The organism is Streptomyces sp. NPDC002958 (assembly GCF_055563255.1).
On record NZ_JBVHDS010000007.1, the window covers coordinates 310,234 to 329,669 of the forward strand.

The 19,436-nt window shown below is 70.7% G+C and carries 16 protein-coding genes; 9 read left to right on the forward strand and 7 right to left on the reverse strand.

What is annotated here, in order from left to right:
* Window positions 1–16: 16 nt before the first annotated feature.
* Window positions 17–1,714 carry a SpoIIE family protein phosphatase gene (locus tag ACZ3IC_RS16060; RefSeq protein WP_467416610.1) on the reverse strand — a complete coding sequence of 566 codons (1,698 nt, stop codon included), beginning with the start codon at window positions 1,712–1,714 and terminating at the stop codon, window positions 17–19.
* 432 nt (window positions 1,715–2,146) lie between these two features.
* On the reverse strand, window positions 2,147–2,419 hold the full coding sequence (locus ACZ3IC_RS16065; protein ID WP_467416612.1) for a DUF1876 domain-containing protein: 273 nt from the start codon (window positions 2,417–2,419) through the stop codon (window positions 2,147–2,149).
* Window positions 2,420–2,505: 86 nt separating this feature from the next.
* Between ACZ3IC_RS16065 and ACZ3IC_RS16070 the strand changes: the two genes are divergently transcribed.
* The gene (locus ACZ3IC_RS16070; protein WP_467416614.1) at window positions 2,506–2,979 is read left to right on the forward strand and encodes a GNAT family N-acetyltransferase; all 474 of its coding nucleotides are present in this window, start codon (window positions 2,506–2,508) and stop codon (window positions 2,977–2,979) included.
* On the opposite strand, the gene ACZ3IC_RS16075 is transcribed toward ACZ3IC_RS16070, so the two are convergent.
* Entirely contained in the window at window positions 2,952–3,188 is a 237-nt protein-coding gene (locus ACZ3IC_RS16075) for a hypothetical protein (protein ID WP_467416615.1), read from the reverse strand. The genes ACZ3IC_RS16070 and ACZ3IC_RS16075 overlap by 28 nt on opposite strands.
* A 225-nt stretch (window positions 3,189–3,413) precedes the next feature.
* On the opposite strand from ACZ3IC_RS16075, the gene ACZ3IC_RS16080 reads away from it, so the two are divergent.
* Both ACZ3IC_RS16080 and ACZ3IC_RS16085 read left to right on the forward strand, forming a co-directional pair.
* Window positions 3,414–3,923, forward strand: coding sequence for a hypothetical protein (locus ACZ3IC_RS16080; RefSeq protein ID WP_467416617.1), 510 nt, complete (start codon window positions 3,414–3,416; stop codon window positions 3,921–3,923).
* 87 nt (window positions 3,924–4,010) lie between these two features.
* On the forward strand, window positions 4,011–5,468 hold the full coding sequence (locus ACZ3IC_RS16085; RefSeq protein ID WP_467416620.1) for a flotillin family protein: 1,458 nt from the start codon (window positions 4,011–4,013) through the stop codon (window positions 5,466–5,468).
* 78 nt (window positions 5,469–5,546) lie between these two features.
* Here the strand turns inward: ACZ3IC_RS16085 and ACZ3IC_RS16090 are convergent, their stop codons facing one another.
* On the reverse strand, window positions 5,547–5,942 hold the full coding sequence (locus ACZ3IC_RS16090; RefSeq protein WP_467416621.1) for a nitroreductase/quinone reductase family protein: 396 nt from the start codon (window positions 5,940–5,942) through the stop codon (window positions 5,547–5,549).
* A gap of 194 nt (window positions 5,943–6,136) precedes the next feature.
* Here ACZ3IC_RS16090 and ACZ3IC_RS16095 point away from each other — a divergent pair, with 194 nt between their 5' ends.
* Both ACZ3IC_RS16095 and ACZ3IC_RS16100 read left to right on the forward strand, forming a co-directional pair.
* Entirely contained in the window at window positions 6,137–6,607 is a 471-nt protein-coding gene (locus ACZ3IC_RS16095) for a cation:proton antiporter regulatory subunit (protein ID WP_467416623.1), read from the forward strand.
* Window positions 6,608–6,609: 2 nt separating this feature from the next.
* Window positions 6,610–7,848 carry a cation:proton antiporter gene (locus ACZ3IC_RS16100; protein WP_467416625.1) on the forward strand — a complete coding sequence of 413 codons (1,239 nt, stop codon included), beginning with the start codon at window positions 6,610–6,612 and terminating at the stop codon, window positions 7,846–7,848.
* Between the two features lie 10 nt (window positions 7,849–7,858).
* Here the strand turns inward: ACZ3IC_RS16100 and ACZ3IC_RS16105 are convergent, their stop codons facing one another.
* Window positions 7,859–8,413 (reverse strand): MarR family winged helix-turn-helix transcriptional regulator, encoded by a 555-nt coding sequence (locus ACZ3IC_RS16105; protein ID WP_467416627.1) that lies wholly within the window; start codon window positions 8,411–8,413, stop codon window positions 7,859–7,861.
* A gap of 53 nt (window positions 8,414–8,466) precedes the next feature.
* On the reverse strand, window positions 8,467–8,919 hold the full coding sequence (locus ACZ3IC_RS16110; protein WP_467416718.1) for a BlaI/MecI/CopY family transcriptional regulator: 453 nt from the start codon (window positions 8,917–8,919) through the stop codon (window positions 8,467–8,469).
* A gap of 409 nt (window positions 8,920–9,328) precedes the next feature.
* Between ACZ3IC_RS16110 and ACZ3IC_RS16115 the strand changes: the two genes are divergently transcribed.
* A complete protein-coding gene (locus tag ACZ3IC_RS16115; RefSeq protein WP_467416629.1) occupies window positions 9,329–9,784 on the forward strand; it encodes a tellurite resistance TerB family protein in 456 nt (151 codons plus the stop codon).
* Between the two features lie 291 nt (window positions 9,785–10,075).
* Here ACZ3IC_RS16115 and ACZ3IC_RS16120 read toward each other — a convergent pair whose 3' ends face one another.
* A complete protein-coding gene (locus ACZ3IC_RS16120) occupies window positions 10,076–11,146 on the reverse strand; it encodes a PucR family transcriptional regulator (RefSeq protein ID WP_467416631.1) in 1,071 nt (356 codons plus the stop codon).
* 259 nt (window positions 11,147–11,405) lie between these two features.
* Between ACZ3IC_RS16120 and ACZ3IC_RS16125 the strand changes: the two genes are divergently transcribed.
* From ACZ3IC_RS16125 to ACZ3IC_RS16135, 3 genes are all read left to right on the forward strand, one after another.
* Window positions 11,406–12,104, forward strand: coding sequence for a hypothetical protein (locus tag ACZ3IC_RS16125; RefSeq protein WP_467416632.1), 699 nt, complete (start codon window positions 11,406–11,408; stop codon window positions 12,102–12,104).
* A gap of 105 nt (window positions 12,105–12,209) precedes the next feature.
* Window positions 12,210–14,324 (forward strand): flotillin family protein, encoded by a 2,115-nt coding sequence (locus tag ACZ3IC_RS16130; RefSeq protein ID WP_467416635.1) that lies wholly within the window; start codon window positions 12,210–12,212, stop codon window positions 14,322–14,324.
* A gap of 135 nt (window positions 14,325–14,459) precedes the next feature.
* Window positions 14,460–19,427, forward strand: coding sequence for a DNA repair ATPase (locus ACZ3IC_RS16135; RefSeq protein WP_467416636.1), 4,968 nt, complete (start codon window positions 14,460–14,462; stop codon window positions 19,425–19,427).
* Window positions 19,428–19,436: the final 9 nt, after the last annotated feature.

Genomic DNA, 19,436 nt, shown 5'->3' on the forward strand with positions numbered 1-19,436 from the left:
CCGGCGGCGGCCCGGATCAGGGGGTGGTGCGGGGCCGGGTGCGCGAGGCCAGTACCGCTATGTCGTCCTCAGCGCCCGGTCCGAACCGTTCGAGGACCTCGTCGAGCAGGTCGTCGAGGGTGCCGCCCACGGGCATGGTCAGTTCGCTGAGGCGGCCGACCGAGATGTCGATGTCCTCACCGCGCCGCTCCACCAGTCCGTCGGTGTACATGAACAGCACCGTGCCCGGCCCGTACTCCACCACCGTCGACCGGTACCCGCCCACGCCGGTGCCGAGCGGCGGACCCGCCGTTACCGCGTCGCACACCCTGGTTCCCGCGGCGCCCGGGTCGATGAGCACCGGCGGCAGATGCCCGGCGCTCGCCACTTCGCACGCCCCGCCGAACCGGTCGACGACGGCCAGCAGACAGGTCGCCGCCCGGTCCAGTCCGGACCGTTCGACCATCCGGTCCAGCTGTTCCAGGATGCGGTGCGGCGGCAGGTCGTCGTCGGCGAGCATCCGCAGCACCGAGCGGTAGTGGCTCATGGCGACCGCCGCCTCCACGCCGTGGCCCATCACATCGCCCATCGCCTTCAGATGTCGTCCGTCCCGCAGCGGGATGACGTCGAACCAGTCGCCGCCGACCAGCACGCTCCGGTCGGCGGGCAGATAGCGGCTGGCGATCTCGATGTGCGGGTGCGGCGGGCGGGGCTCGGACAGCAAGGAGCGCTGCAGTTCCAGGGCGATGGTGTGCTCATGGCCGAACCGGCGGGCATGGTCGAGATCGACGGCGGCCCGGCCGGCGAGTTCCCGGGCGACCACGACGTCCTCGTCCGTGAAGATCGGTGAGTCCGCCGCCCGCATCAGGCCGAGGATGCCGAGCGGACGGCCGCGGACGGCGACGGGCACGATGATCGCCGAATGCATCCCGAGGGCGCGGTAGGCGGCGACCCGTTCGGGGGCGGAGCGGCTGAGCTGTTCGTCGGGGGTGAGGTTCTCCACGACGGGCTGGTTGGTCGCCAGACAGCGCTGTACGGCCGAGCCCTCCTGGTAGTCGACGTACTCACCGGTCAGCCCGAACCCCAACAGCTCGTCGCGCATCCTGGGCACCGCCGTCACTGCCGCCCTGCGCAACCGCAGCACCCCGGGGGGTGCGGGGCGTACCGGAGCGGCGACCTCGGACGGGAACACCTCGACCGTGGCGAGGTCCGCCAGCCCGGGCACGACGAGGTCGACGAGTTCCGCACAGGTGGTGTCCATGTCGAGTGTGGTGCCGATCCGGGCGGCCGCGGTGTCGAGCATGGTCATGTGCCGCCGGGCCTGGTCCAGCTCGCGCCGTCCCTCGTCCGAGGCCATGACCTCCAGCACGATCCCGGCCAGGCCCACGACCCGCCCGCCCACCTCCAGCCGGTGGTACGCCCCGTGCCAGTACCGCCGGACCGCACCTTCCGCGGCGGTGAATCCGCTGGACGTGATCTCGCGGGGCTTCCCGTCGGCGAGCACGGCCCGCATCATGTCCTCGCCCACGTCGACGCCCGGGAGAACCTCGGAGACGGTGCGTCCGAGGTGTTCGGCGACCGGAACGCCATTGAGCCGTTCGAGGGCCGGGTTGACGTACAGATAGCGCAGCCCCGTGTCGAGCACGCCCACCCCGGCCATCGTGCCGTCGACCAGGGCCGCCAGAGTCGCGTAGTCGAACGGCATCCCGCTGTGGGCGTACGCATCGGCCTGCACGTCAACCTCCTGGGGCGGGGCGGACCCCGCGCTGTCCGGCCTTCAATCGTCGACCGCCCGCCCCTGCCGCGCATCCGCAGCCGGGCCCGTCGAATCCTCATCCACCGGACGGGCCCGGATTCCCACCTCAGTGCACGTGCGGCCCGTCGGTCACCTCCGTCGGGCCGCACTGCCACCCACCCCGGCTACGAACGGCACACCCCTGGCCAACCTCACGCCCTGCGCACCCTCGCCGGACGTGGCCGACTGGACATCCCCGTCCTCGGAACGGCGATCATTCAGCTGTCGCTCCCGGTCCCACCTCACATCGTCTTCAGCTCGCATGAACCAGCCATCGACGACGCCACCACGGGCCGTCTGATCACGAGCGGCGTCGACATGTTCCTGGGCCACCACGCCCCCTGGGGGGCCGGCAGCTCTCAAGCGGGGGGCTCAGGTGAGCGGGTGCGAGGTCCGGCCTGACGCCTCGTCGATCTCGTCGTGCGCCTTCGTCAGCATCTTCATCGCCAGCTCATTGAGTGCTCTGGCTCCCGCGATCTCCTCGCCGACCCTCGGCTGATCCTTGTCGGAGGGGTGACGGCTTGCATATCCATGGGCCCGCACCTCGTTTCCGTCCGGAAGCCGCACCAGGGCTGCCGCACGGGTGCGGTGGGAGTCCTCCTCGAATTCCAGGTCCACATGCCACCCGACAGTCGTCCTCATCATGACGATCACCTCTCTACCAGGGTGCGCCCGTTCCTCCGCTCCTGCACCACGGCGCCTCCCGCACCGCCCGCTATAGGCTCCGCTGCATGAGCGTCGATGTAGAGATCGTCCACGAAGCGACTCCGGAGATCGTGGCCGCCTTCGGTCGGCTGCTGCCCCAGCTGTCCTCGACCGCCCGGCCGCTGGATCACAAGGCGGTCAACCGGCTGGTGCGGTGCGAGACGAACACGGTGCTCGTCGCCCGTGCCGCAGGCACCGTCGTGGGAACACTGACACTGCTCCTGCTTCCGGTGCCGACCGGGCTGCGAGCCCGTATCGAAGACGTCGTCGTCGACACCGAGGCACGCGGGCAGGGAATCGCGGCCCTGCTCACACAGGAGGCACTGGCGCTGGCCCGGGAGGCGGGCGCGCGCACCGTCGACCTCACCTCCCGGCCGGACCGCGCCGCCGCGAACCGGCTCTACGAGCGTCTGGGCTTCCGGGCCAGGGAGTCGACGGTCTACCGATTCCCGATGGACGGACCGGAACGGCATCAGGAACGCCTCCCGGACCAGGCGTAGTCCGGGAGGGCGAGGTCCAGCCGGTCGAGGCCAAGGGTTCCGTGCGTCGCCGGTGCGTCCGGCGGGAGCCGGAACGCCGTCGCGACCGCCTCGGGTGCGGGGCCGGGCCCAGCAGGCCGGTGGCACGGGCCGGGCGGGGGCGGGCCCAGGCCCGTCTCTCCGCCGCCACCGTGCAGCAGGAGCACGGCCGCGGACGGCGCACGGCGCACGGCGGTTCTGTCATACCTGCCTCCTGGCGCGGAAGCGGGACATGTCGCGCTGCTCGGAGCCATGTTCCAGTCGCTGGACACACTTGGCCGAACAACTGTCCGGCATCAAGAACGAGTAAAAGACTGCCGGAACCCGGCAGTATCCGTTGCCGGGTATATGTGGGAACATCCAGCCAGTTCGACGAAAACATTCGGGGGATTTCGGAGATCGGGGGAAGTGATCACGTGACCTTGTTTCTCGGTCTCGGCATTGCGGGAATCGTCCTGCTCATCCTGTCCCTGATCTTCGACGGCATCCTCGAAGGTCTCTTCGGAGGCGTACTGGACAGCCTCTTCGACGGCCTCCTGTCCCTCCCCGTCATCGCCGGATTCCTCTCGATGCTCGGCTTCGGCGGCGCGATCGTGCTCGGCACCACCGGCGTCGGTACGGTCGCCGCGACCGCCGCCGGAGCGCTGGCCGGGGTCGTCGCAGCCTGGCTCACCTGGAAGTTCAGCCGGGCCCTGATGCGGGACCAGACCAGCACCACACCGCGCGGCGACGATCTCATCGGCACGTCCGGGTCGGTCGTCACGGCCATCCCGGCCGACGGCTACGGCGAGGTCCTGCTGCAACTCGCGGGCCAGACCGTGAAATTGGCGGCGAAGAGCCCGGTGCCGGTCGAACGCGGCGCCGAGATCTGGGTGGAGGCCGCACTGTCGACCACCTCGGTCGCGGTGCGCCCCGTCGAGCGCTGACCACCGCCGGAGCCGTACACCGGCTCGAGCCGTACACCGCCCGAAAACAAGCTGCCGCCCCCGCGGGGAGGCAGGGGGGACATTCTTATGAGCCCAGTCGTGACCGCAGTCATCGGAGTCGTCGTACTCCTGGTACTGCTCGCCCTCGTCGTCATCACCCGCTACAAGGTCGCCGGGCCCAGCGAAGCGTTCATCATCACCGGACGCCGCGGCAAGAAGTCGACCGACCCGGTGACCGGCCGCACCAGCATCGACAACAGCGGCCAGAAGGTCGTCGTCGGCGGCGGCGTCTTCGTCGTCCCGTTCGTCCAGCAGAAGTTCACCCTGGACCTGTCCAGCCGGCACATCCCGGTGGCCGTGCGCGGAGCCGTCACCCTGCGCGGGGTGAAGTCCAACCTCGAAGGCGTCGCCATCGTCAAGGTCGGCGGCAGCGAGGAAGCGATCCGGGCCGCCGCCCAGCGATTCCTCCAGCAGCAGGACGGCATCGTCGGCTTCACCCAGGAGGTGCTCTCCGGCGCGCTGCGCGCCATCGTCGGCCGGATGTCGGTCGAGGACATCATCCGCGACCGTGCCGCGTTCGCCGGTCAGGTCGCGGAGGAGGCCGAGGCCAGTCTCTCCGGGCAGGGCCTGATCCTGGACGCCTTCCAGATCCAGGACATCACCACCGAGGGCTCCTACCTCGAGGACCTCGGCCGCCCCGAGGCCGCCCGCGCCAAGCAGGAAGCGGACATCGCCGAGGCGATCGCCAAGCGCGCCTCCGAGCAGGCCCGGCTCAAGGCCGCCGAGGAAATTGCGATCGCCGAGCGGACCTTCTACCTCAAGCAGGCCGAGATCAAGGCCGAGACGGAAGCCGCCGCGGCCAAGGCCAACGCCGCCGGCCCGCTCGCCGAGGCGGCCCGCCAGCAGGAAGTCCTCGCGGAGCAGGAGAAGGTCGCCCAGCGCCAGGCCGCCCTGACCGACCGCGAACTCGACACCAAGGTCCGCAAGCCCGCCGACGCCGCCCGCTACCGGGCCGAGCAGGAGGCCGAGGCCCGTCGTATCGCCCAGGTCAAGGAGGCCGAGGCGGACGCCGAGCGCTCCCGGCTGACCGGTCAGGGCGAGAAGCTGCACCGCTCGGCCCTCGCCGACGCCGTACGCATCGAGGGCGAGGCGGAAGCCGCGGCCATCGCGGCCAAGGGTGCGGCCGAGGCCGAGGCCATGCAGAAGAAGGCGGACGCCTTCGCGCAGTACGGCGACGCGGCCGTGCTCCAGATGCTGGTCGAGGTGCTGCCGCACGTCGTCGCCAAGGCGTCCGAGCCGCTGAGCGCCATCGACAAGATGACCGTGATCTCGACGGACGGCGCAAGCCAACTGTCGCGTACGGTCACGGACAACGTCGCCCAGGGCATGGAACTCCTCAGCTCCACCACGGGAGTCGACCTGGCAGCCCTGCTGACGAACCTCAAGGGCGGTCCGGCCGCCGCCACTTCGGCCGATGTGCCCGGCCGGACACCGGACGCGACTGCCGCCGCAGCTACCCACGGGAAGATCGAGATCTCCGACTGATCCGGCCCGCGACCCACCCGTGCCCGGCCGCACCGCACCGGCCGGGCACGCGCACGTCCGGACCTGTGGAGCCCGGCGTCAGTCCGCCAGATCCACCCGTACCGTCAGCAGGTTCGTCCCCAGCGCCCGCACCACGGCGCTGTTGCAGCGCGGCAGGCTCCTGAGCCGTGCGCGGGCGTCGTCCTCCGGGAGGGGGTGGGCGGTGCCGGTGTGCCACCGGCCCTTGATCCGGACCCGGACGCGGGGGTCGGCCTGGATGTTACGCACGTACTGGGACTTCTCGCCGTACTCCGAGACCAGCCAGAACTCCCGGCCCACGCGCCGACCGCCCACCGGGGTGCGGCGCGGAAGGCCGGAGGTGCGGCCCGTCGTCTCCAGCAGGGTCTGCGACCGCGACTGCCTGGCGAGCGGGTTGACCACATGCCGCTGGAACGAGGTGACCGCCCGGAACTTGAGCTCTCGGCTGCGCGACATTCTCGGCCCTTCCGCCGGTTGCTGCGGTCGCCCGGAAAGCAGCCCCGGCCGCCCTCCGGCCCGGCTGATTTTAGTCGCGGGCCGCGCCCCGTGCCCGTACACCAGAGGCGGCGGAAGCCTCCGGATAAGGTAATACACAGTTAAAAAGATCACCAAGTGCGTCAACGCGTCGCCGCACGATTCGGGAGGAAGCCATGGGAACCCACCGCACCACGCTGCCCGGAGTCGGCGTGCAGTACGACTACACGACCCAGTCGGGACAGCACATATCCGTCGTCGTCCACCACGACGGACGGCGGTTCATCGGCTTCTACGACCAGGACGATCCTGATTCGTGCCGCCTCTCGGTGCCCCTGACACCGCAGGAGGCCACCGGCCTCGCGCACCTCATCGACGCCGCGCCCATCGACGCCGTACGGACCGAGGGCATCGATCTTGTCACCGAGCACATACCGCTCGGGACGCGCTCCCCGTACGGCGGGCGGCTGCTCGGGGACACACAGGCACGGACGCGGACGGGGGCCTCGATCGTGGCCGTGCTGCGGACGCACAGTGCGCATCCGTCGCCCGGGCCGGACTTCCGGCTGGCCATCGGGGACACGCTCGTCGTCGTGGGTACGCGAGAGGGCGTCGACGCGCTCTCCGAGATCATTGCGGAGGGCTGACCGTGCACGACACGACCGCGCTGCTGGTGGAGCTCGGCTCCCTCATTCTGGGCCTCGGAATCATCGGGCGGTTCGCCGGACGGATAGGACTCTCGCCGATCCCGCTGTATCTGCTGGCGGGTCTCGCCTTCGGGGAGGGCGGGCTGCTGCCCCTCGGAGCCAGTGAGGAATTCACCGCCGTCGGCGCCGAGATCGGGGTCATTCTGCTGCTGCTCCTGCTCGGGCTCGAGTACAGCGCATCGGAGCTGGTGACCAGTCTCAAGACGCAGTACCCGTCCGGGGCCGTGGACTTCGTACTCAACGCGACCCCGGGCGCGGTGGCGGCGCTCCTGCTCGGGTGGGGGCCGGAGGGGGCCGTCGCACTGGCCGGGGTCACCTGGGTCTCGTCGTCCGGAGTGATCGCGAAGGTGCTCACCGATCTGGGGCGGCTGGGGAACCGGGAGACGCCCGTCATCCTCGGCGTTCTGGTCATCGAGGACCTGTCGATGGCCGTCTATCTGCCGCTGCTCACCGCGATGCTCGCGGGAGCCGGCTTCGCCGGGGGCGGCATCGCACTGCTCATCGCGCTCGGCACCGTCGGGCTCGTGCTCTATCTGGCGCTGCGGCACGGGCGGCTGATCAGCCGGGCCGTGTCCTCCGACAATCCGGAGATGCTGCTCCTGGTCGTTCTCGGGCTGACCGTCCTGGTGGCCGGTGTGGCACAGGAGTTGCAGGTCTCCGCGGCCGTCGGGGCGTTCCTGGTCGGGATCGCACTCTCGGGAGAGGTCGCCGAGGGGGCGCGCAAGCTGCTGACGCCGCTGCGGGATCTGTTCGCCGCCGTCTTCTTCGTGTTCTTCGGGCTCTCCACCGATCCGGCCGAGATTCCGCCGGTGCTGCTTCCGGCGGCGCTGCTGGCCGTCGTCACCGTCCTCACCAAGATCGCCACCGGGTGGTACGCGGCCCGGCGGGCAGGAATCGGCCCGCGCGGGCGGTGGCGGGCAGGCGGCACGCTCGTCGCACGCGGTGAGTTCTCCATCGTCATCGCCGGTCTTGCCGTGGCGGCCGAGCCCCGTATCGGGCCCATCGCCACCGCGTACGTCCTCATCCTCGTCATCATCGGACCGCTCACCGCCCGCTGGACCGAGCCGACCGTGGCCAGGCTCCAGGCGTGGCGTGGCCGGGGCGGCAAGGGCGGTACGGGCGGAGGCGAAGTTCCCACGGCCCGTCCGGCGCCCGCCGCGCAGGAGGAGCTCGCCTCCTGAGCCGCTGCGCTCAGGCGTCGTGGTGGGCGGGGCGGTCGGACATCCAGCCCAGCGGGTACACGTCCGAGCCGTCCGCCGACACGGACGGTTCGCCGCCCGCCGCGGTGAACGCGCTCAGCGCGTCAATCAGGGCGGTGCGCTGCTCCGGGGAGAGGCGTTCGACGATGGCGGCGATCTCCCGGCGGCGGCCCGCCGTGACGTCCTCGACCAGCCTGCGCCCGTCGGGGGTCACCCGCAGCACCGTCTCACGCCGGTTGGCGGGGTTCACCTCCCGTTCCGCGAGACCGGCGGCGATCAACCGGTCCAGCATGCGCATCGCGGTCGACGGGTTCACCCCCAGCCGTTCGGCGAGCGTCACCAGCTTGGCGTTCCTGTTCGTGGACAGCACGACAAGGAGCCGGAACTGGGGCAGCGTCACCCGGTCCTCCACCGCCGCCAGTGAACGCGCGGACACGGCAACGAGCAGCCTGGACGCCGTCAGTACGGCGCGTGTCACCTCGTCGACGTCGTCGTCCCTGCCCCGGTCCGGCGGTCGGTCCTCATGTGCCTGTTCGTGCGCGGCCATGCCTCTTTGTACCGTGCCGGCCGGTGGTACTCGAATCGATACCCATCGGACCGCTATCGGCCTTCCGTGTCACAGCAGTTGTCCAGGGCGGCCGGATCGTCCGGGCCATTCGGATCATCCGATTCGTCCGGGTCGTCCGGGTCGTCCGGGCCGTCCGGGGCGTCCGAGTCGTCCGGGGCCGCCGCACGCGCCAGGAGTGCGCGCAGCCGTTCCTCGTCGCGGGGGGACAGCGCCGAAATGAAGTGGGCGAGCACGGCGTCCCGGTCCCGTTCGCCGTCCAGTACGCGGCGCATCCGCAGGGCCGCGAGACCGGCCTCGTCGGAGGCGGACGTCCAGGTGTAGGAGCGTCCCTCGCGGGACCGGGTCACGGCGTTCTTCGCGTAGAGACGGGAGAGGATCGTGATGACGGTGGTGTACGCGAGGTCGCCGTCGAGGTGTTCCTGCACCCAGCCGGCCGTCGCGGGGCCGTTCGCCGAGTGCAGTACGGCGAGGACCTGGGCCTCCAGTTCGCCCTGCCCGCGTCTGCGGAGCCGCCGTCCGTCGGAGCGTGCGGTGTCGGGGCGTACCGGGGCGGGACTTACGACGTCGGGGCGTATGGAGTCGGGGCGCACGACGTCGAGGCATATGGAGTCGGGGCGCACGACGTCGAGGCATATGGAGTCGGGGCGTATGGAGTCGGGGCGCCCGGCGTCGGGCACTTCCGCATGGGGCGGCTCGTTGTCCGGCTGGTGGCCGGGCCTGGCCGAGTCCATCTGGGGTCCGCCCTTCTGCGATACCGCGTCAGCCGCGGAGTCGCAGCATCCTACTTACCGCTGTTTCCGGGACACAGCGGGCGCCCACCCCGCTGACTTCTACACGTCTGTAGAGTTGGATTTCATTCCGGCAACACAACGCAACGCAACGTATGGAGACGTCATGGCACTGTGGGATCGGATCAAGGAATCCGCTTCGTCGATGCAGTCGCAGCTGGAAGCGAAGAAGAACGACCTGAAGAGCGGCGCGTTTCGTGACGCGAGCATGGCCATGTGCGCCCTGGTCGCCGCCGCCGACGGCTCCATCGATCCGTCCGAACGCCAGCGTGTCGCCTCGCTGATCGCCTCCAACCAAGTTCTGCAGAACTTCCCGGCGGACGATCTGCAGCGCCGCTTCAACGACTATGTGAACAAGCTCACCGCCGACTTCGCCTTCGGCAAGGTCAGCGTGCTCCAGGAGATCAGCAAGGCGAAGAAGAAGCCCGCCGAGGCGCGTGCCGTCATCCAGATCGGCATCGTCATCGGCGGCGCCGACGGCAACTTCGACACGTCGGAGCAGGCCGTCGTACGGGAGGCATGCTTCGCGCTCGACCTTCCGCCGCACGAGTTCGACCTGTAGGCCTTCCACTCTGCTCGCGGGACCGGCTTCGCCAGGCTTCTCTCTCTCCCCCCCCCACACACACACCGCCGGAACGACCGCGGACCGGCTGACCACCGGTCCGTGCCCGGCAGGCCGGGGGTGTGCCACTCCCCCTTGCACACCCCTGGCCACTTCCTTCCCGTTCTGTCCCCCGCGGCACGCGTCAGCGACGCGTCACGGGTGCGTCAGGGCCGTACCGGCTCCTCATCCGCGGGCATAAGGGCCAGCAGACACAAGTGCCCGCGGCCGGGGCATCGGGGCAGGCCCGGGTCACAGCTCCTTGGCCGGCCAGTCCAGCAGCCGGGCGCCGATGACCGCCGTCTGCAGCGTGTAGCGGTGCATCGGGTCGGACGGATCGGCACCGGTCAACTGGTGGATCCGCTCCAGCCGGTACGTGAGCGCCCGCACGCTCAGCGACAGCCGACGGGCCGTCTCGGCGGCCACACAGCCCGCGTCGAAGTAGACGGAGAGTGTCCTCAGGAGGGGCTCTGCGCCGCCGCGGGCCTGCTGGAGCGGGCCCAGCTGACTGCGCACCAGATCGGCCATCGCCTGCCGGTCCCGGGTAAGCACCGGGTAGACCAGCAGGTCGGCGGAGTACAGAACCGGATCGTCCAGATCCATCCGTTCCGCGAGATCGAGTGCGTCGAGCGCTTCGTCGTAGGAGTGGACCACGCCCCCGGGGCCCTGGTGCGGGCGGCCGACCGCGACCCGGCCGCCGTCCGTCGCCGCATGCGCCTGCTTGGCGAAATACCGCAGGACATCGGGCTGAGTGCCGGGGGCGATACAGACCAGCCGCCCATCCTTCGTCGTAAGCAGGATCTTCCGGCCGCCGAAGCGCGCAAGCAGCGCCGCCTCGACCGTGCGCGGTACGGAGTCGGTCTCCGTGTACGCCTCCGGGCCCATCGCCACCGCGACCGCGTGGGCGCGTGAGAGCCGCAGCCCGAACCGGGTGGCCCGCTCCGCGAGCCGGCCCAGATCGCTGCGCCCGTACAGCAGGTCGTCGATGAACTCGCGGCGCGCCGCCTCCTCGCGCCGCACGGTGAGCCGCTGGGCCCGCTCGAAGCCCGCGGCGAAGGCGTCGACGGCCTGCTCGACCGCGGCCAGCACGGAATCGGTCGACGCGGCATCGGCGGAGGCGGCCTGCGGCCAGGCGGTGCGGGTCGCCGCGAGATGGAGGCCGACCAGGGCGCGCAACTGGAATCCGGCCTCGGCGGCCTCCCTGCCCAGGAGCCGGCGGGTGTCGAGCTCGTCCCTGGTCAACCGGCGGCCGGTGGCGGCGACATCGGCCAGAATGCGGGCATAGTCCCCCAGATATTCGTCGGAAATCTCCGGCTCCGGCACGCGCACTCCTCAGTCCTGACGCGACATTGACACTCACCCAACGCATACCGGCCGGTGCCGGTGCCCGGCATCAAGGACGTACAAAGATTGCCGGATTCCGGCAGTGCGATCCCAAGACCCCGAGTGACACGATCCGGTCAGCACGAACCGGGGGAACACGGGGGACACGGGGGAAGACCTTGTGCTGCGGCACCGCTTTTCGCAGTGCCGCAGCACCAAGGTCACCACCGGACCGCCCGCGACGACAGGGGGTGGACCGATGCAGGAGTTCCTGAGCGCGGCAACCTCCTTTCCCACCGTCCTGTTCGGCGCCGCGCTGGTCGTGGTCGTCTTCTTCTGGCTCCTCGTGCTCACCGGTACGGCCGATCACCATTCCTTCGACGGCGACCTCGACACCGGCATGGCCGGGATCGGCGGGGTGCCGGTCACCGTCTCGGTGTCCGGGATGGTCGTCGTCGGCTGGTTCACGAGCCTGGCCGGTACCGTCCTGCTGCACCGCAGCGGTGTCACCGGCCTCACCCGCGCCGCGCTCGCCTGTGCCGTGTTCGCCGGGGCGCTGCTGACCGCCTGGGCCGTGATTCGGGTGCTGGTGCGCCTGGTGCGCCGGCGCTTCCCGGACGAGCCTCCTCCGTCGCGGCGGGACTTCCTCGGCCGGGTCTGCACGATCCGTACCGGTTCCGTCAGCTCCGACTTCGGCCAGGCAGAGGTTACGGCGGCCGACGGTTCCACCGCGATCGTCCAGGTCAGGCTGCTCAGTCCGACGAACGACGCGGACAGCGCGGACGACGCGGACAGCACGGTTCTCACCTCGGGCAGTACGGGGCTTTTGTACGCGTACGAGGACGAGGGCGAGTTCTTCTGGGTCTCGCCGTACGACAAGGCGCTGGACCCGGGACCACCGAAGCCGCGCACGAACTCGCGCCCGGGTACCCGCCGCCCTCCACCTCGCTCCGGCTGACCGGCCTACCTGCCGCAGCCGCGTCGCCGAAACCGCCCACCCGGCCGTCCGTCCGGGCAGGCCCTCTTGCCTCTTCACCTTCCTCACCAGCCGCCAAGGACTGTCATGGATGCCATCACCCTGGGCTTCGGTGTGCTCGTAGCCGTTGTCCTGCTCATCGCCGTTGCCCTGCTTCTCGTCATCAGCCGGCTCTTCCGCAAGGTGGAGCAGGGCAAGGCGCTGATCATCTCCAAGACCAAGAAGGTCGATGTCACCTTCACCGGGGCCGTCGTCCTGCCGGTGCTGCACAAGGCCGAGTACATGGACATCTCGGTGAAGACCATCGAGATCCGCCGCACCGGGCGCGAGGGCCTGATCTGCCAGGACAACATCCGCGCCGACATCCACATCAACTTCTTCGTGCGGGTCAACAAGACCGTCGAGGACGTCATCAAGGTCGCCCAGTCCATCGGTACGGAGCGGGCCAGCGACAAGGTCGCGATCCAGGACTTCTTCGCCGCGAAGTTCGCCGAGGCGCTCAAGACCGTCGGCAAGCAGCTGGACTTCGTCGATCTGTACACCAAGCGCGAGGAGTTCCGGGACCGGATCATCCGGGTCATCGGCACGGACCTCAACGGCTACCACCTCGACGACGCGGCGATCGACTTCCTTGAGCAGACGCCCATGACGCAGCTCGACGGCGCCAACATCCTCGATGCGCAGGGCATCAGGAAGATCACCGAGCTGACGGCGATCGAGCACGTACGCACCAACGAGTACCAGCGCACCGAGCAGAAGGAGATCACCCGGCAGAACGTCGACGCCCGCGAGACCATTCTGGAACTGGAGCGCCGACAGGCCGAGGCCGAGATCAAGCAGCGCCGCGAGGTCGAGACGCTGCGGGCCCGTGAGGAGGCCGCGACCGCCCGGGTCCAGGAGGAGGAACGGCTCGGCGCCCAGACCGCGTTCATCCGTACCGAGGAGCAGCTCGGCATCCAGCGCGAGAACCAGGCCCGGGAGATCGCCGTCGCGCAGAAGAACCGTGAGCGTGTCATCGCCGTGGAGAACGAGCGCATCGAGAAGGACCGGCTGATCGAGGTCATCGGGCGCGAGCGGCAGACCGAACTCGACCGGATCGCCGCGACGAAGGAGGTCGAGGCCGAGCGCCGCGAGGTCGCCGATGTGATCCGGGAGCGGATCGCCGTGGACCGTACGGTCGCCGAGCAGGAGGAGTCCATCAAGACGCTGCGGGCCGTCGAGGAGTCGGAGCGCACCCGCAGGTCGGTCATCATCGCCGCCGAGGCGGAGGCCCAGGAGAAGCTGGTCAAGGACATCAAGGCCGCGGAGGCAGCGGAAGCGGCGGCCACCCACCTGGCCGCCGAGCAGCTGACGCTCGCCGAGGCCCGGCTGAAGACCGCGGACCTGGACGCCCGGGCGAAGCTGCGGCTGGCCGAGGGCATCCAGGCGGAGTCCGCGGCGCCCGGTCTCGCGGAGATCCAGGTGCGCGAGGCGGAGGCCGATGTCATCGAGAAGGCCGGACTCGCCGAGGCCGAGGCCGCGTCCGCCCGTCTCAAGGCCGAGGCGGAGGGGTCCAGGCTCAAGGCGCTCGCGGCAGCGGAGGGTACGCGGGCCCAGGCGACGGCCGATGCGGCGGTGATCGGCGAGAAGCTGAAGGCCGAGGCGGCGGGGCTCACCGAGAAGGCGGCCGCGATGGCGGCGCTGGACGACGCGTCGCGGGGGCACGAGGAGTACCGGCTGCGGCTCGCCGCGGAGAAGGAAATCCGGCTGGCCGGGCTCGATGTGCAGCGGCAGGTCGCCGAGGCGCAGGCGACGGTGCTGGCCACGGGGTTGGAGAACGCCGACATCGACATCGTCGGCGGGGAGTCGGTCTTCTTCGACCGGCTCGTCTCGTCCATCGCGATGGGCAAGAGCTTCGACGGGTTCGTCGAGAACTCGGACACGGCGAAGGCGCTCGCCGGGCCGTGGCTGAACGGCACGTCGTCGTTCACGGACGATCTGACGCGGGTGCTGGGGTCGGTGTCGACGGGGGACGTGCAGAACCTGACGGTGTCGGCGCTGCTGACGCGGATGATGCGGGCGCCGGGGACGGGGGTCGCGCCGGGACAGGTGCAGCAGTTGCTGTCCGCGGCACGGGAGTTGGGGCTGGCGGATGTGCCGGTGTCCGCGGTGGCGGGGGCGTCCGACGTACCCGCTTCGCGGAACGGGTCGCCGGTCGCATAGAGCGAACCCCGATCGCCGGACGGGCAGGACGGATCGAGCCCGTCCGGCAATCGAGGAAACGGTTCGGCAGCGGGACGCAGCCGAACCACACACCTCGTAGCTCGTAGCTCGTAGCTCGTAGGGAGAGCCGTACGTATGGAAACCGACACCACGACCGCACCGCCCACCGGCGGCCCCGTGGACGCGGGGACGTACGACGTGCTGCGCCGCAGACTGACCGCCCGGGCCGCCGATCTCGCCGGCCGCGCCGAGGCGCTCAACGCGCGGCGCACGAAGGAGTTCGGGTCGACCGAGCTCCGGCTCACCGGCACCGAGCAGATCCGTACCGAGCAGCTATCCGTACCCCGCGACCTGGTGGCCGTGGGCGGCCGGCTGCTGTTCGGGTTCGAACGGGGCCCAGGGGCAGCAGAACCCGCCGAGGTCGGCGACGTACTCGCGCTGCTCGGACCCGAGTTGGAGAAGAGACCTTACGACGAAGGCGGTCTGCTCGAAGACGAGGCCTTCGTACGCGAATTCACCGCCTTGCACCGTTACTATCGCGACGCCCGCCTCGTTCGACTGCGCCGCGTGGACGGCAGGCTGCTTGCCGTCTTCCGTACCGGCGAGAGTGCCGACGGCATCCGCGTGCTGCGCTGGGCGCTCGGCCCGGACGGTTCGTCCGGCGCGTTCCTCGACGCGCGCGGCGACCGCGATCACGTCTTCCCGCCGTCGCACGACTTCACCTGGACCGTCGCGGGCCGCGAGGCCCACGTCCTCGGTCGGCACCCGCACATCGCCGTGGGCGGGGACGGGGACGGCACGGACGCCGTCCTCTTCGTCGACACACTCGGCGGTACTCTCACCGTCAAGACGGTCAACGACACCGACACCCCCGACGGGATCTACGAGGAGCCGGTCACCGACCCCCTCCAGTCACTCGCCGACGCGGATGTCGAGCATGCCGTGATCGGCCCGCTGGTCCTGCTCCGCGTCCGCCCGTACAACGAGGACTCCTGGCGGTATCTGGTCTTCAACACTCTCCTCGGCACGGTCCTGCGTCTGGACCTCATCGGGCCCGCCTGCCACCGGCTCCCGGAGGACCAGGGGATCATCTTCCCCGGCGGCTACTACCTCACCACAGGCGCCGCCAAGACCTTCGATATCGCCGAGCCGCTCACAGACCCGGTCTTCGAGGGCGCGGTCCGCTCGCCGAACGGCGAGGACGTCCTGTATGCCTTCCGCTCCCCCGACGACGGCCGAAGCCTGCTCCTGCCCTACAACCTGATCCGGCAGGAGGTCGCCACCCCTCTCCAGGGCCGCGGCCACGCCCTGCTCGACGACGGCACGCTCGTCCTCCTGCGAGGTACCGCCACGGGCGACGAACCGGCCCGGGTCCACCCGTTGCAGCGCTGGCAGACCCCGTACGTCTCCGACACCTACGCCGCCTCCCGGCCTGCCCGGACCGGTCCGCTCGCCCGGATCGGCAACGCCGATCTGGTGCGCGGCATCTCCGACTGCCTCGCACTCGCGCACAGCGCCGCCGAGACGACACCCACCGCCGCCGTGTACGCACAGCTGGTCGCGGACTGCACCCGTGCCACCGACCGTTACCACTGGCTGACCGACTCCGAACTCGGCGCACTGGCATCCCCGTTGGCGGATCTGCGGGCCACCGCCCAGCAGGTCCTCACCGAGTTCGACACGGTGCAGGAGCTGACCCGGCAGGCCACCGAGGCGCTCACCGAGACGGCCGACCGACTCACCGCACTCGTCCGCCGCATCCGTGGCGAAGCCCCGCGCTCTGCCGCCGCCTGGGTCACCCAGCTCACCGAACTCCGCCGTGTCCAGGGCCATTTGGCGACGATCGCCGAGATGCGATACGCGGACACCGAGCGGATCGCCGCGCTGACCGCCGACACGGCCGCCGACATCGATTCGGCCGGCCGGCGCGCCGTCGCGTTCCTGAGCCGGGACGACGCGTTCGCCGGCTACCACGAGGATGTCGCGCACCTGACCGCCGAGGCGTCCGCGCTCACCACCGTCGCGGACGCCTCGGCGCTCGGCGACCGGCTGACGGAGATGACGGACGGCTTGAGCACCGTCACGGATGTCGTCGCCGGGCTCGACATCGGTGACGCGACGGTCCGTACGTCGATCCTGGAGCGGATCGCGGAGGTCCTCGGCGGGGTGAACCGGGCCCGCGCCACTCTCGACGCGCGCCGTCGCGAGCTCCTGGACCACGAGGGCCGGGCCGAGTTCGCCGCCGAGTTCGCACTGCTCGGGCAGGCCGTCACGGGGGCGCTGGCCGCCGCGGAAACCCCGGACGCCTGTGACGCGCAACTGGCCAGGCTTCTGCTTCAGTTGGAGAACCTGGAGTCGCGGTTCGCGGAGTTCGACGACTTCCTCGCCGAGCTGACCGGGCGGCGGACGGAAGTGTATGAGGCGTTCTCGGCCCGTAAGCAGACGTTGCAGGACGCTCGCGCCCGGCGGGCGGAGCGGCTGGCGGGTTCGGCGGCCCGGGTCCTCGATACGGTGTCCCGTCGGCTGGCCGCCCTGCCCGATCTCGACGCCGTCCACACCTACTTCGCCTCCGACCCGATGGTCGCCAAGGTCCGGCGCACCGCGGACGAGCTGCGGGAACTCGGCGACCCGGTGCGCGCCGAGGAACTGGACGGGCAGTTGCTGGCCGCCCGCCAGGAGGCCGGGCGGGCGCTGCGCGACCGCAGTGAGCTGTACGCGGACGGCGGCGCGACGATTCGTCTCGGCCGACACCGGTTCGCCGTGAACACCCAGCCCTTCGACCTGACGCTCGTCCCGCACGGGGACCGGCTCGCGTTCGCCCTCACCGGCACGGACTACCGCGCCCCGGTCACCGACCCGGAGTTCGAGGCGACCCGCCCGTACTGGGAGCAGACCCTCCCCTCCGAGTCCCCGCAGGTCTACCGGGGCGAGCACCTGGCCGCCCGGCTCCTCGACGAGCACGGCGCCGACACGCTGGCCGCCCTGAGCGCCGACGAACTGAGGTCCCTGGTACGGGAGTCGGCGGCGGCCGCGTACGACGAGGGCTACCAGCGCGGCGTCCACGACGAGGACGCCGCCGCGATCCTCGCCACCCTGCTCGGGCTGCACGCCGGAGCGGGGCTGCTGCGCTGCCCGCCCGCCGTACGAGCGGCGGCGCAGCTGTTCTGGGCGTACGGGACGGACGAGGCCCGGCGCACCTCCTGGACCCGGCGGGCCCTCTCGCTGGCCCGCGCCCGTGAGACGTTCGGCCTCGCCCCTGCCGTCGCCGGTCTTCAGGAGGAGTGGGCGGACGCCATCCGGGGCGACGATCCCCGGGCCGTCGCCGCGTACCTCTTCGAGGAGCTGACGAGCGGCCCGGCCGGTTTCGTCACGAGCGCCACCGCGCGCACGTTTCTGGACAAGTTCCGTCGTACGACGAGATCCTCGGCGTACGACGAGGACCTCGCCGCGCTCCACGACGACTTCTCCGCCCGGCGTCAGCTGGTCGAGGGCTGGCTCGCCTCGTACGCCGCTGCGAGCGGCACCGGGATCGACGCGGGCGATCTGGCGGAGGCCGTCGCCGTGGAACTCTGCCCGGAGCCGGCGCTTGCCCGGTACGAGTGCGAGGCGCCGCTCACCGCGACCGTGGACGGCCTGCTCGGCACCCATCCGCGCATCGACCGTGGCCGGCTGACCGTCCGCCTCGATGAACTCCTCGCCCGTACCGCCGAGTTCCGAACCGTGGCCGTCCCCGGGTTCCGCGCCTACCAGCGGCAGCGCACCGCGCTGGTGAGCGCCGAGCGTGCCCGGCTGCGGCTGGACGACCACCGGCCGCGCGTCATGTCGGCGTTCGTCCGCAACCGCCTCCTGGACGAGGTGTACCTCCCGCTGATCGGCGACAGCCTCGCCAAGCAGATCGGCACCGCCGACGCCGACCGGCGCACCGACTCGCAGGGGTTGCTGCTGCTCGTGTCGCCGCCCGGCTACGGCAAGACGACGCTCATGGAGTACGTCGCCGACCGGCTCGGCCTGGTCCTCGTCAAGATCAGCGGACCCAACCTCGGCCACGACGTGACTTCCCTCGATCCGGCACAGGCGCGCACCGCGACCGCCCGCCAGGAGATCGAGAAGATCAACTTCGCCTTGGAGGCGGGCAACAACACACTCCTCTACCTCGACGACATCCAGCACACCTCGCCCGAACTGCTCCAGAAATTCATTCCGCTCTGCGACGCCACCCGCCGTATCGAGGGCGTACGGGACGGCGAGCCGCGCAGCCACGATCTGCGGGGCAAGCGGTTCGCGGTGTGCATGGCGGGCAATCCGTACACCGAGTCGGGGACGCGGTTCCGTATCCCCGACATGCTCGCCAACCGGGCCGACGTGTGGAATCTCGGCGAGGTGCTGAGCGGCCGCGAGGACGTCTTCGCGCTGAGCTTCATCGAGAACGCGCTGACCGCCAACCCGGTGCTGGCCCCGCTCGCCGGACGTTCCCGCGATGATCTGGCCCTGTTCGTCCGGCTCTCTTCCGGGACCGACCCGGCAGCCCGCGCGGACCGGCTCGACCACCCGTACGCACCCGCCGAGGTGGACCGGATCGTCGCCGTCCTGCGCCACCTGCTGACCGCCCGGGACACGGTCCTGGCCGTGAACGCCGCGTACATCGCCTCGGCCGCGCAGACCGACGCGACGCGCACCGAGCCGCCGTTCCGGCTCCAGGGCTCGTACCGCAACATGAACAAGATCGCCGAGCGGATCGTCCCGGTGATGAACGAAGCGGAACTCTCCGCCGTCATCGACGACCACTACGCGGGCGAGGCCCAGACGCTGACCACGCGCGCGGAGTCCAACCTGCTGAAACTTGCCGCGCTGCGCGGCCGCCTCACCGCCGAGCAGTCCGCGCGCTGGTCCGCGATCACCGCCTCCTACGTCCGTACCCAGGCGCTCGGCGCCCCCGACGGCGACCCCGTCGCCAGAGCGGTCGCCGCACTGGGGCTGCTCGCGGACCGGATCGCGGCGGTCGAGTCGGCGATCGTCCGGGTCGCGGACCCGCGCCATCTGCTCGCGGGCCCGCAGGCCCGGCACGCGGCGCCGCCATCCGCCGTTCCGCAGGAAGATCACTGACCGGGCGGA